Source organism: Kitasatospora xanthocidica (genome assembly GCF_014656195.1).
Taxonomy (GTDB): domain Bacteria; phylum Actinomycetota; class Actinomycetes; order Streptomycetales; family Streptomycetaceae; genus Kitasatospora; species Kitasatospora xanthocidica.
This window is the reverse complement of record NZ_BNBY01000002.1, coordinates 368,174-381,221: the sequence shown is the minus strand read 5'-3', so window position 1 is coordinate 381,221 and position 13,048 is coordinate 368,174. Positions and strand designations below refer to the sequence as shown.

Sequence of the window (13,048 nt, the reverse complement as noted above, 5' to 3'; positions counted from 1 at the left end):
GAGGAGGTTCAGCGGGCCCGGTGCTGGGCGCGCACCCCGGGCGGGAGCGCGAACCGGGCGAGCAGGGAGAAGAACAGCTGGGCGGCGACCGCGAGCAGCACCACCAGCAGCGCCCCGCCCACCGTCACGGCGTACTTGCGGGTCGCCAGCCCGTCGATCACGTAGCGGCCGAGCCCGCCCAGCCCGACGTACGCGGCCACCGTGGCGGTCGCGATCACCTGGACGGTCGCGGTGCGGAAGCCCGCCAGCAGGGTCGGCGCGGCCGAGGGCAGGCAGACCTGCCACAGCACCTGGGGGTGGGTCAGGCCGATGCCGCGCGCGGCGTCCCGGACGTCCGGGTCGGTGCCGCGCACCCCCTCGACGGCGGCCACCAGCAGTGGCGGGGCGGCGAGCGCGACCAGCGGGAGCAGGACGGCGGAGTCGCCGACCCCGGCGAGCAGCACCGCCAGGGTCACCAGGCCGAGGGTCGGCAGGGCGCGGGCGGCGCCGGCGAGCGCGGTCACCACGGTGACGCCGCGCCCGGTGTAGCCGATCAGCAGCCCGAGCGGGACGGCGAGCAGCGCCGCGTACAGCAGGGCCTCGCCGGAGAGCAGCAGGTGTTCGGAGACGCGGTGCACGATCGAGTCCGGACCGCTGCGGTGGTCGGGGGCGGTGAAGAAGTCGCCCAGCCAGGTCAGCCAGTTCACGAGCCCGCCCCCTTCTCCCGGACGGCCCAGGGCGCGAGCACCCGCCGGGCGCCCACCAGCAGCAGGTCGACGGCCAGCGCCAGGACGGCGATCAGCGCGATGCCGGCCACGATCGGGGTCGGGAAGGTGCGCTGGAAGCCGTCGATGAACAGGTAGCCGAGCCCGCCGCGCCCGATCAGCGCCCCGACGCTGGCCAGCGAGATGCTGGACACCGCCGCGACCCGGAGCCCGGCGATCAGGTACGGGACGGCGGCGGGCAGCTCGACCGAGGTCAGCCGGTGCCACGGCCCGTACCCCATCGCGGTGGCGGCCTGCCGGACGGCGTCCGGGACGGCGCGTAGCCCGTCCACCGTGGTCGGCAGCAGGACGGCGAGGGCGTAGAAGGTGAGCGGGATCATCACGGTCGCCTGCGTCGCGAGCCCGGTGTACGGGATCAGCACCACGAACACGGCCAGCGAGGGCAGCGCGTAGACGATGTTGAAGACGGCGGACAGCGGTTGGTAGAGCCGCGGGAAGCGGGCGCAGGCCAGGCCGAGCGGGATCGCCAGCAGCAGGCCGATGAGCACCGGGACGAGGGCGATCACGGCGTGGTCGGCGAGCAGGTGGCCGAGGTAGCCGACGTGGTCGCCGATCCAGTACCAGCGGACGATCGGTTCATCGTCCACCGGGGGCTCCGTCCGCGGGGCCGGCGTCCGGGGCGTCCCCGGTGGCTGGCTTGTCGGTCCGGACAGGCCCGCCGGACCCGGGCCCGCCGGATTCGGGCCTGGCCGTCTCGGGCCTGGCCGCCCCGGGCCTGGCCGCCCCGGGCCGGGACGACCCCGGGGCGAGCGCGGCCAGGACGGCCTCGCGGCTCGCGGTGCCGGTGGCCCGGCCCTCGGTGTCCAGCGCCACCGCGACGCCGGCGGGGGAGAGGACAGCGGCGTCCAGCACGGTGCGCAGGGTGTCGGTGTCCGGGTGGAACCCGGCGACCGGGTGCAGCTCGGCGGTGACGGCGGCGCGGTCGATCCAGCCGATCGGCCGGCGTTCGTCGTCCAGGGTCAACTCCCAGCCGCCGTGGGTGAGTCCGTCCGTGGGCCCGCCTTCGGGACCGTCCTTGCGGCCGTCGCCCACCGGGCGCAGCGCGATGGCGCTCGCCGGGCGCAGGCCGAGGCCGCGCAGACCGCGGTCGCGGCCGAGGAAGGCGGCCACGCCGTCGTCGGCGGGGGTGGTGAGCAGCGTGTGCGGGTCGGCCAGCTGGGCGATCCGGCCGTGTTCGCGCAGCACCACCACCTGGTCGCCGAGCCGGACGGCCTCCTCGATGTCGTGGGTGACGAACAGCACCGTCTTGTGCAGCTCCGACTGCAGTCGCAGCAGTTCTTCCTGCAGTCCGGCGCGGACGACCGGGTCGACGGCGCTGAACGGCTCGTCCATCAGCAGCACCGGCGGGTCGGCGGCCAGGGCACGCGCGACGCCGACCCGCTGCTGCTGGCCACCGGAGAGCTGGAACGGGTACCGCTTGGCGGTCTCGGGCGCGAGCCCGACCAGTTCGAGCAGTTCGGCGGCCCGGGCGCGGGCCTTCTTGCGGTCCCAGCCGAGCAGGTTCGGGACGGTGGCGATGTTGTCGATCACCTTGCGGTGCGGAAAGAGTCCGGCCTGCTGGATCACGTACCCGATGCCGCGGCGCAGCTTGGCGGGCTCCAGCTCCGCGACGTCGGTGCCGTCCAGCAGCACCCGGCCTGAGGTGGGCTCGACCATCCGGTTGACCATGCGCAGCAGGGTGGTCTTGCCGCAGCCGGACGGTCCGACCAGGACGGTTATCCGACCGGTGGGGACCTCAAGGTCCAAGCCCTCGACGGCGACGGTTCCGTCGGGGTGGCGCTTTCCGGCGCCCTCGAATCTGATCACGGGGTGTTTCCTCGTCAGGGCGCCCGGAGGAGGGGGCGCCTGTGTCGGTCGGTCGTTCGGTTGATGGCGGCTTGTCGACAAACGGCGGTGCGGATCGGTGCTGTGACGCTTGGCGTACCGACCGCGCCGGGCGTTCCTCCGCCCGCGTGGCTGCCCAGGATCGGACCGGCGGAAACTCCGATCAGACTATGACCTGCATCATCTCCTGTCTCTGATTTACCGCCGGGCGTGTGCCGTGGGGCCGAGGGCGGGGCGGGTGCCGCCCCGCCGGGCGGCCCGGCTCAGCCGCCCTGACGGGTCGGCAGGCCGTCCGCCGCCCACCCGACGAAGCCGCCGTCCAGGTCGGTCGCCCGGTGCAGGCCCAGTTCGCGGAGCGAGGCGGCGGCCAGACTGGAGGCGTAGCCCTCCGAGCAGACCACGATCACCTCGACGTCGTAGCCGGAGGCCTCGGGGATCCGGTGACTGCCCGTCGGATCGAGCCGCCACTCCAGCACATTGCGCTCGATGATCAGCGAGCCCGGGATCTCCCCCTCGGCCGCCCGCTGCGCCGCCGGACGGATGTCCACCAGCAGGGCGCCCTCCAGCTGGGCGTGGTACGCCTCCCGGGCGCGTGGGCGGTGGACGCCCTCGCGGGCCCGCTCCACCAGGTCGTCGATCGTGGTCACCATTGTTCCGGTCCTTCCTCGGAGGTGCGGACGAGCCCGCCGGCCCGCAGGTCGTAGTGCGCCATCGAGCTCAGCGGGGGCGAGTAGGCGTGCAGGGTGACGGCCGGCCCGGACGCGGTGTTGCGCACGTCGTGCACGTACTCCGGGCCGAAGGCGCGGGCGGTGCCGGCCGGCACCCGGCGGATCAGCAGTCCCTGGTCCGGGCCGCCGAGGGACAGCTCCTCCAGCTCGCCCAGGGCGACCGCGAACGCGCCGCGCGAGCCGCCGTGGTCGTGGAAGCCGGTGGACTGGCCTGGCAGCCAGCTGATCAGCCACACCTCGTGGTCGTCATCGGCCACCAGGCGCCGGTACCAGCGCTCCTCGGTGGAGAGGCGGACGTGGTGGATCCACTGGTCGGGCTGTTCGGCCAGCTCGCGGACGATGGCCCGGAGGGTGCTGGGGGTGAGCGGGGCCCGGGCTTCCGCGGGGGTTTCCGCGGCGGCAACGGCGCCGGTCGGGGTGGCGGGGGCGAGGTCCAGGCTGGTGTGCGTGCTCATCAAGGCGTCCTCGGGTGCGCGGGAACGTCGGCGGGGTGCGCCCGGGTCCGGCGGCGGTGAGCGGGCGCGGACCGACGGAGCGGCCCGGCGCGCACGGGGTGCGCCGGAGTGGGGCGGGGAGATCAGGACTGCGGGTACGGGTGCGCGGTACGGGCCCTGGCAGACGTCACAGGGTGGGACCGGCGGGGCAGTGCAGGGTCAACAGGCACAGATGGAACTCGCCTGGCGTCGCAGATCGACGTGCAGGCGGCAAACCAGAGTGGCGCCGGAGTCCATGTGCCGGATCCTTCCCGAGCGAACCGGACGAAGTCAAGCCGGTCCGCCGACCGGTCGACAGCGGGTCGAGGGCCGGTCGACGGTCGGTCGAGGGCCGGTCGAGGGCCGCGCGTGGCGCTGCCGGGCCGGTGGCCGGCACCGTCGAACGGCCTCGACCCGGCGGCCCCCGACCCGGCCGGTCATCGCCCCGGCTACTCCTCGGCCGGGCGGCGCGGCCCCGGGGGAGCCTTCTCGGACGCGGACGCGGAGCCCGGGGTGGTGGCGGAGGCCGCGGGCACCGGGGCGGCCGATCCGGTCTGCGGAGCCGTCGGGGCGGCCAGGGCCTCCTCGATCACCGGTGCGGCGCGGTCGCCCAGGTAGCGGCCGAGGGCCTGGTAGGCGTCGAACTGGCGGTGGTCGAACCACTGGTCGCTGGTGCCGTCGTTCGGGAAGGCCGGGTTCTCCGTCGCGTAGGCGTGCAGTTCGTACGGCAGGTCGGGGGTGAGCGCCGCCTTGAGGACGATCAGCGTGCCGTGCCGCTCGGCCTCGGGCGTGTCCCCGTCCAGGTCCGGGTAGCGGATGTCACCGGTGATGACCGCCCGGGCCGACAGCCGGTCGGACAGTCTCGCCGCCAGCCCGTGCAGTGGTGGCCGGCCGGCGTCCTTGCCGACCGGCCCGTCGTACCGCCCGTCGGACGGCCCGTCACCCGACCCGTCGGCGGCGCTGCCCGGGACCAGCAGGTCCGGCCGGTGCAGGGTGATCTCCACGCCCAGCTCCTCGCGGGCCAGGGTGATCGCGGCGGCGAGGGCGGCGGCGTGGCCCGCGTCACCGCTGGAGTCGACGCAGACCGCCGTGCGCACCCGGTGCCGCAGCAGTTCGACCAGCCCGAGGTTCTCGTAGTGGCCGCCGTCGGTGGTGAGCAGGAAGCGGTCGTCCGCCGGGAACCGCCCGACCAGCTCCCGCAGTTGGTACGGCAGCCGGCGTACGGCGGGCTGCGCGGGGCGGCGCCAGTCCCGGGTGCCGGACCAGTCCGGGTCGAGTACCGCCGGGTTGGGCAGCCAGGTGCCGAGGCGCGCGTTGGTCACCGCGAACAGCCCCTGGTAGACCCGGGATTCACGCCCCATCGCGGAGGCGAAGGCGGCCCCGGAGACGGCCATCGCCGACTGGACGGTGAGGTCCCGGGCGATGTGCCGCCGGGTGCGCCGCTCCAGCAGGTCGGTGCGCGCGTACCCGACGTCCGGACCGCCCACGTAGTCGTACGAGAGCGAGTAGGAGACCGCCCGACGGCCGGGTGGTGTACGGGAGTTGCCGGACAGGTTGGCCGCCGCCGAGAAGATCACCTGCGGGAAGTCGGGGTGCCGCGCGCCGTAGTGGCTCAGCCAGGTCTGCTCCCGGAAGAAGTGGTACGGGCGGGCCACCGAACGGCCGCCCTCGGTGGCCCGCCGGACCGCGAACGCCGAGGCCAACCGCAGCCGGTAGAACGGGTGCAGACTCATCCAGGTCTGGTCGAGGTTGAGCCCGACCGCGCCGAGCACCAGCGGCAGCAGCACCTGGACGGCCGTCGGCCAGGCGTACCCGGTGGCGACCGCCCAGCCGAGGGCCAGCAGCGCGCCCGCCGTCAGCGCCAGCGCGGCCGCCCACACCACGAGGTACTGGGCGAGGCCGGCGGTGAGCCCGCCGCCGGCCCGGCGGATGCCGCGCAGGGCCCCGCCGAGCGCGGCCGCGCCCTGGCCGATCGTCCGGCGGTCGCGCCAGAGTATGCCCAGCAGCAGTGCCAGGTAGCTGAGCACCACCGTCAGGCTGAGCCCGGCGCCGGTCCGCCGCGGGCCCGCCGCCAGCGCCTGCTGCAGCCGTACCGCGCCCCAGGCCAGCCCCGGAACCGCCAGCACGCCGACGGCGAGCAGACCGGCCAGCGCGAGCGCGGTGAAGTAGAGCCGGCGCAGCACGCGCGGCAGCAGCGCCTGCCAGCCGAGCGAGGGGAAGGCCAGCAGCCACAGCAGCCAGCACCCGGCGGCCGCCGCCAGCAGCACGCCCAGCGCGGTGAGCGCGGGCGCCCGTAACTCCAACGGGCCCGGCACGGCGCCCGGGTGGCGCAGACCGGCCGCCGCCAGGTGGCCCAGCTCGGTGAGCGGGACGGCGTGGTAGAAACGGCTCAGGCCGAGGCCGAGCGCCAGGACGGCGGCCAGCAGCAGGGTGAGGGCGGACAGCACGCCGCGCAGCAGCGTCCCGAGGGCGACCAGCCACTCGCCGGCGCCGTCGGCGACGTACTTGCCGTGCCGGCGGAGGTGGTCCTCCTCCGGGGAGCCGGGTTCCATCACGGTGTCCGCCGTGAGGCCCGAGACGGCCCGTACCGGATCGCCGGGCGAGGAGTCGCTCAGCGCGAGCTGCAGCGCTCCGACGGTGTACCCGCCGCCGGAGACGGAGACCAGGTAGCGGGCGCGCTTCAGCCAGGGCCGCAGCGACTGGAGCGCGCCGAGCGTCACGCAGGCCGACCGGATCCCGCCGCCGGAGACGCAGAAGCCGAGTTCGGCGGGCTCGCGGCCGGGCGGCACCTGGGCGGCGTCGCGCCAGTGGGCGTGCGGGGCGGGGCCGGCCGGTGAGACCGGTGGGGCCGGTGGGGTCGATGGGGTGGCTGAGGCCGCCGGGGCCGGTCGGCCAGGTCGACGGCGCGGGGTCGGTGGTCTGCCGTGCCGGGTGGTCGTCGGCCACGGCGGGATCAGCGCCGGGCGGTCGGGGGTGCCCTCGTCGGTCGTGTGCTCGTCGGTGGCACCGTCGCGGGCGGTCGCTTCGCTTCCGAAGGGGCGCGACGGCAGGAGGCCGCGAACCGCCCGGGCGGCGGTCACGGTCAGGATGCCCACCGCCACCAGCCCGGCGGGCAGGAGCAGCAGCCACTTGACGGTGGCGAGCGCGGTGGCGGCGGCGAAGGGGGTGTCGGACCCGGTGGCACCGAGGCCGTCCAGCCCGCTGCGCAGCAGGGCGTCCTCGGCGAGGTCGCAGCAGGCGGCGAGCAGGCCGGCGCCGCCGACCGTGACCACCAGGGCACGGCCGCGCCCCCTGCCGAGCGGGTACCCGCCCAGCACGTACCCGCCGAGCAGCGCCGCGGCCACCAGCGTCAGCCCGTAGCCGCCGATCAGCCAGACGTCGGCGCGCAGCGCGGCCAGGTAGTCCCCGGCGCGACCGGCGACCACCGCCTCGGCGGCCGTGCGGGTGCCGGCCAGCTGGAGGGCGACGTCCCGCACCGGCGGTGCCTGGCGGCGGAAGAGCAGCGCGCCGAGCACGACCGGCAGCAGTGCGGCGAACGCGAGCAGCAGGCCCGCCCAGGCGGGCGGCGCGGGCGGCCGCTGAGCCGGGCCGTCGCCCGCCGCCGTATGCGCCGCGCCCGCGGCGGATTTCGTCACCACAGCCATCCGTCACCCCCGTGTGGCGGCTCCGATCCCCCGTGGCCGGGCCGCCGAACTCGTATGAAATCACTGGGGACTGGCGATCCCCGGTGATCCACGACGATGTTCACGCGGCTTGTACCCCACGATGGCCGAATCCGCACCCCGGGTGCCCCGTTTCACTCGAATGAGTAAGGAGGTCACTCCCGGGGTAGATGACCGTTTCATCCCACCCAGGGCCATCCGCGTGTCCGCGTAACAAGATCGCCCCAGACGCGTTACCGCCGACGTATTGTCAGGCCACCAAGGCCCGGCCTACCGTCAGCAGATCGCTTTCTACGCACGTAGACACCTGCGGATCCCCGAGCGGACCCGCGGGTGAGACCCGCCCCGTCAACCCTCGGACCGCGGGCCCGGCCGCACGGCCGGGACGCGGAGTTGCGGAGGTACCCATGTCGCAGATCGTCCGTGCCGCGCTCGTCCAGACCCGTTGGACCGGTGACCAGGAGAGCATGATCGCCCTCCACGAGCAGTACGCCCGGGAGGCCGCCGCCCAGGGCGCGAAGATCATCGGCTTCCAGGAGGTCTTCAACGCCCCGTACTTCTGTCAGGTCCAGGAGGCCGAGCACTACCGCTGGGCCGAGGCCGTCCCCGACGGCCCGACCGTGCGCCGGATGCAGGACCTCGCCCGCGAGCTCGGGATGGTCGTCGTCGTCCCGGTGTACGAGGAGGAGCAGACCGGCGTCTACTACAACACCGCCGCCGTGATCGACGCCGACGGCAGCTACCTCGGCAAGTACCGCAAGCACCACATCCCGCAGGTCAAGGGCTTCTGGGAGAAGTACTACTTCAAGCCCGGCAACCTCGGCTGGCCGGTCTTCGACACCGCCGTCGGCAAGGTCGGCGTCTACATCTGCTACGACCGGCACTTCCCCGAGGGCTGGCGCGCCCTCGGCCTGGCCGGCGCGCAGATCGTCTACAACCCCTCCGCCACCAGCCGGGGCCTGTCCGCCTACCTCTGGCAGCTCGAACAGCCCTCCGCCGCCGTCGCCAACGAGTACTTCGTCGCCGCCATCAACCGGGTCGGCACCGAGGAGTACGGCGACAACGACTTCTACGGCACCTCCTACTTCGTGGACCCGCGCGGCCAGTTCGTCGGCGACGTGGCCTCCGACAAGGAGGAGGAGCTCGTCGTGCGCGACCTCGACCTCGGCCTGATCGAAGAGGTCCGCCAGCAGTGGGCGTTCTACCGGGACCGCCGCCCCGACGCCTACGGACCGCTCGCCGAGGCCTGAGGAGCAGCGCGATGACCACCCGCGACCCGCAGCAGCGCACCATCGTCCGCGGCGGCCTCGTCATCACGGCCACCGACGAACTCCACGCCGACGTCCTGATCGAGGGCGAGCGCGTCGCCGCCCTCGCCGCCACCGGCAGCTCCGCGGCCGAGGCCTGGACCGCCGACACCGTCATCGACGCCACCGGCCACTACGTCATCCCGGGCGGCGTCGACGCGCACACCCACATGGAGCTGCCCTTCGGCGGCACCGCGGCCTCCGACACCTTCGAGACCGGCACCCGGGCCGCCGCCTGGGGCGGCACCACCACCATCGTGGACTTCGCCGTCCAGCCGGTCGGCGGCTCGCTGCGCGAGGGCCTGGACGCCTGGCACGCCAAGGCCGAGGGCAACTGCGCCGTCGACTACGCCTTCCACGCCATCGTCTCCGACGTCAACGACGGTGTGCTGAAGGAGATGGACACCCTCGTCGACTCCGGCGAGTCCACCTCCTTCAAGCTCTTCATGGCCTACCCCGGCGTCTTCTACAGCGACGACGGCCGCATCCTGCGCGCCATGCAGCGCGGCGCCGCCAACGGCGGGCTGATCATGATGCACGCCGAGAACGGCATCGCCATCGACGTCCTGGTCGAACAGGCGCTCGCCGCCGGGAAGACCGACCCCCGGTACCACGGTGAGGTCCGCCGCGAACTGCTGGAGGCCGAGGCCACCCACCGGGCGATCAAGCTCGCCCAGGTCGCCGGCAGCCCGCTCTACGTGGTGCACGTCTCCGCGGCCTCCGCCCTCGACGAACTCGCCCGGGCCCGCGACGCCGGGCACAACGTCTTCGGCGAGACCTGCCCGCAGTACCTGTTCCTCTCCACCGACAACCTCGCCGAGGAGGGCGCCGACGGCTTCGAGGGCGCCAAGTACGTGTGCAGCACGCCGCTGCGGCCGCGCGAGCACCAGGAGGCGCTCTGGCGCGGGCTCCGCACCAACGACCTCCAGGTGGTCTCCACCGACCACTGCCCGTTCTGCTTCGTCGGCCAGAAGGAGCTCGGGCGCGGCGACTTCTCGAAGATCCCCAACGGCCTCCCGGGCGTGGAGAACCGGATGGACCTGCTCCACCAGGCCGTCGTGGACGGGCACATCAGCCGGCGCCGCTGGATCGAGATCGCCTGCACCACGCCGGCCCGGATGTTCGGGCTGCACCCGCGCAAGGGCACCATCGCGCCGGGCGCCGACGCCGACCTCGTCGTCTACGACCCCACCGCGGTCCAGACCGTCTCCGCGGCGACCCACCACATGAACGTGGACTACTCCGCGTACGAGGGCCGCCGGCTCACCGGCCGGGCGCGGACGGTGCTCTCCCGGGGCACCGTCGTGCTGGACGAGGGCACCTGGCTCGGCCGGGCCGGGCACGGCACCTTCCTGCGCCGCGACACCTGCCAGTACCTGGTCTGACCGCCGCCGCGCGATCCGGACCCGCACGTCCTTTTGTCGACCTGCCGCTGCCCGGTTGCCTGGCCGTCCACCGACCGGCCGCCCGGCCTCGGGGCGGACCCCGAGGCCGGGCGTTCGGGCCGCGGGCGGGCGCCGGCCCCCGTCGTCCCCGTCGTCGCCGTTAACCCTCTTATCCCTGGAGCCCGTCATGGACATCGGCCTCGTCCTGCAGACCGACCCGCCCGCCCGCCTGCTCATCGACCGGATGATCCGCGCCGAGCAGGCCGGGTTCAGCCACGGCTGGACCTTCGACTCCTGCGTGCTGTGGCAGGAGCCCTTCGTCATCTACAGCCGGATCCTCGCCGAGACCGAGCGGCTGACCGTCGGCCCGATGGTCACCAACCCCTCCACCCGCACCTGGGAGGTGACCGCCTCCCTGTTCGCCACGCTCAACGACATGTACGGCAACCGCACGGTCTGCGGCATCGGCCGCGGCGACTCCGCGATGCGGGTCGCCGGACGCCGTCCGGCCACGCTCGACCGGCTCTCCCAAGCCATGCACGCCATCAAGGAGTTGGCCGAGGGCCGCACCGTGGAGGTGGACGAGACCGAGATGCACCTGCCCTGGGTCGGCCCGGGTGCTTCGCTGCCGATCTGGATGGGCGCGTACGGGCCGAAGGCGCTTGCGCTGACCGGCCGCCAAGCGGACGGGTTCATCCTGCAGTTGGCCGACCCGTACCTCACCGAGTTCATGGTCAAGGCGGTGCGGTCCGCCGCCGTCGAGGCCGGCCGGGACCCGGACTCGGTCACCATCTGCGTCGCCGCGCCCGCCTACGTCACCGCCGACGACTCGCCCGCCGCCCTCGCCCACGCCCGGGAGCAGTGCCGCTGGTTCGGCGGAATGGTCGGCAACCACGTCGCCGACCTGGTCAACCACTACGGCGAGCACTCCGACCTGGTGCCGGAAGCGCTCACCGAGTACATCAAGGGCCGCCAGGGCTACGACTACAGCCACCACGGCCGGGCCGGGAACCCGGACACCACCTTCGTCCCGGACGAGATCGTCGACCGCTTCTGCCTGATCGGCCCGGCGGAGACGCAGCGCGCCCGGCTCGCGGAACTCCGCTCCCTCGGCGTCGACCAGTTCGCCGTCTACGCCATGCACGACGCGATCGAGAGCACCATCGACGCCTACGGGACGGACGTCATCCCCCACCTGTGACCCCCATGTGATCCCAGCACAGCAGCGGCAGACGGGAGTTGCCCATGACCGACACCGCGACCGGCGGCGGCAGACAGCGGCAGCACCCCGACGGCCGGGTCGAACTCGACCCGACCGTCGGTGAGTTGCCCCCCAATGGCTTCACCAGCGACGACCTGCGGCCGGTCCCGGTGGCACGGCGCACCTGGACCACGTACAACTTCCTCGCGCTCTGGGTCGGCATGGCCCACAACATCCCCTCCTGGACACTGGCCTCGGGCCTGGTCGCGATCGGCATGGACTGGAAGCAGGCGGTGCTGACCATCGCCCTGGCCAACCTGATCGTGCTCGCGCCGATGCTGCTCATCGGGCACGCGGGCACCAAGTACGGCATCCCGTTCCCGGTGTTCGCCCGAGCCTCGTTCGGGCTGCGGGGAGCCAACCTGCCCGCGCTCGTCCGGGCGGCGGTGGCCTGCGCCTGGTTCGGCATCCAGACCTGGATCGGCGGGGAGGGCATATTCCTGCTGGCGGGTAAGATATTCGGCCAATCATGGCTCACCGCAGGGGAGTTCGCTGGATACCCGTGGACCCAGTGGCTCTCCTTCCTGGTGTTCTGGCTGATCGAGATGGCCGTGATCGCGAGGGGGATGGAGGCGCTGCGGCGCTTCGAGAACTGGGCGGCGCCGTTCGTCATCGTCGGCGCGCTGGCGCTGCTGGTGTGGATCACCGTCAAGGCGGGCGGGCTCGGGCCGCTGCTCGACCAGCCGTCCGCGCTGGGGTGGGGCAGCGGGTTCTGGAAGGTCTTCTTCCCGGCGCTGATGGGCATGATCGGGTTCTGGTCCACACTGGCACTCAACATCCCGGACTTCACCCGCTTCGGCGGCAGCCAGCGAGCCCAGATCCGCGGCCAGGCGCTCGGCCTGCCCACCACGATGACGCTGTTCGCGCTGCTGTCCGTCCTCGTCACCTCGGGCTCCCAGGCCGTCTACGGCGAACCGGTCTGGGACCCGATCCGGCTGGCCGCGAAGATGGAGAACCCGGTCGGCATCCTGTTCGCGCTGCTGACCGTCCTGGTCGCGACGCTGTCGGTGAACATCGCCGCCAACGTCGTCTCACCGGCCTACGACCTCGCCAACCTGCTGCCCCGGTTCGTCAACTTCCGTACCGGGGCGCTGATCACGGGCGTGGTCGGGATCGCGATCTTCCCGTGGCGGCTGATCTCCGATCCGCACGTCTACATCTACACCTGGCTGGGCGTGGTCGGCGGACTGCTCGGCACGGTCGCCGGCGTTCTGATCGCGGACTACTGGCTGCTGCGCCGGACCCGCCTCGACCTCACCGAGCTGTACCGGCCGGGCGGTGCGTACTGGTACGCGGGCGGATGGAACTGGCGGGCCGTCACGGCGCTGCTGGTGGGCGGTCTGCTGGCGGTGGGCGGCTCGTACTCGACCGTGGACGCCCACGGCGCCGAACAGGGTCCGTTTCCGGCCAACGGCCTCATCCCCTTCCTCAAGCCGCTCGCGGACTACGGCTGGGCGGTCGGGCTGGCGGGGGCGGCGGGCCTCTACGTGCTGCTCAATGTCGGGCGGCGGTCGGGCGGGCGGCTGACGAGTGACACCTGACGGCGAACAGATGACAGCAGACAGATGACAGCAGACAGATGACAGCAAACAGATGACAGATGACGAAATCTGTCATCTGTTTGTTGTTCGCTGTTCGTCGTCG

General features: G+C 73.3%; 11 protein-coding genes. 4 read left to right on the top strand and 7 right to left on the bottom strand.

What is annotated here, in order from left to right; genetic code table 11:
• Positions 1 to 8 precede the first annotated feature (8 nt).
• The 7 genes from IE332_RS05045 to IE332_RS05020 all read right to left on the bottom strand — a co-directional run bounded on the left by IE332_RS05045 (position 9) and on the right by IE332_RS05020 (position 7,424).
• Complete coding sequence (locus IE332_RS05045) at positions 9 to 686, bottom strand: ABC transporter permease (protein ID WP_189913855.1); 678 nt, start codon at positions 684 to 686, stop codon at positions 9 to 11.
• Positions 683 to 1,351: an ABC transporter permease gene (locus IE332_RS05040; RefSeq protein WP_189913854.1), complete on the bottom strand. Its 669-nt coding sequence runs from the start codon at positions 1,349 to 1,351 to the stop codon at positions 683 to 685. The genes IE332_RS05045 and IE332_RS05040 overlap by 4 nt, the downstream gene beginning before the upstream one ends.
• Entirely contained in the window at positions 1,341 to 2,570 is a 1,230-nt protein-coding gene (locus IE332_RS05035) for an ABC transporter ATP-binding protein (RefSeq protein ID WP_189913853.1), read from the bottom strand. Before IE332_RS05035 ends, IE332_RS05040 begins: the two co-directional genes overlap by 11 nt.
• Positions 2,571 to 2,851: 281 nt before the next feature.
• Entirely contained in the window at positions 2,852 to 3,238 is a 387-nt protein-coding gene (locus tag IE332_RS05030; protein WP_189913852.1) for a rhodanese-like domain-containing protein, read from the bottom strand.
• On the bottom strand, positions 3,232 to 3,771 hold the full coding sequence (locus tag IE332_RS05025) for a cysteine dioxygenase (RefSeq protein WP_189913851.1): 540 nt from the start codon (positions 3,769 to 3,771) through the stop codon (positions 3,232 to 3,234). Before IE332_RS05025 ends, IE332_RS05030 begins: the two co-directional genes overlap by 7 nt.
• 198 nt (positions 3,772 to 3,969) lie before the next feature.
• Positions 3,970 to 4,047 (bottom strand): putative leader peptide, encoded by a 78-nt coding sequence (locus tag IE332_RS42320; protein ID WP_107086570.1) that lies wholly within the window; start codon positions 4,045 to 4,047, stop codon positions 3,970 to 3,972.
• 191 nt (positions 4,048 to 4,238) lie between these two features.
• Positions 4,239 to 7,424: a hypothetical protein gene (locus tag IE332_RS05020; RefSeq protein ID WP_189913850.1), complete on the bottom strand. Its 3,186-nt coding sequence runs from the start codon at positions 7,422 to 7,424 to the stop codon at positions 4,239 to 4,241.
• Between the two features lie 434 nt (positions 7,425 to 7,858).
• Here IE332_RS05020 and IE332_RS05015 point away from each other — a divergent pair, with 434 nt between their 5' ends.
• The 4 genes from IE332_RS05015 (at position 7,859) to IE332_RS05000 (ending at position 12,945) form a co-directional block, all read left to right on the top strand.
• Positions 7,859 to 8,701, top strand: coding sequence for a nitrilase-related carbon-nitrogen hydrolase (locus tag IE332_RS05015; RefSeq protein WP_189913849.1), 843 nt, complete (start codon positions 7,859 to 7,861; stop codon positions 8,699 to 8,701).
• A gap of 11 nt (positions 8,702 to 8,712) precedes the next feature.
• Positions 8,713 to 10,143, top strand: a complete 1,431-nt coding sequence (gene hydA / locus IE332_RS05010; protein ID WP_189913848.1) for a dihydropyrimidinase — start codon at positions 8,713 to 8,715, stop codon at positions 10,141 to 10,143.
• 187 nt (positions 10,144 to 10,330) lie between these two features.
• Entirely contained in the window at positions 10,331 to 11,344 is a 1,014-nt protein-coding gene (locus tag IE332_RS05005; protein WP_189913847.1) for a TIGR03842 family LLM class F420-dependent oxidoreductase, read from the top strand.
• 44 nt (positions 11,345 to 11,388) lie between these two features.
• Complete coding sequence (locus tag IE332_RS05000; protein WP_189913846.1) at positions 11,389 to 12,945, top strand: NCS1 family nucleobase:cation symporter-1; 1,557 nt, start codon at positions 11,389 to 11,391, stop codon at positions 12,943 to 12,945.
• Positions 12,946 to 13,048 lie beyond the last annotated feature (103 nt).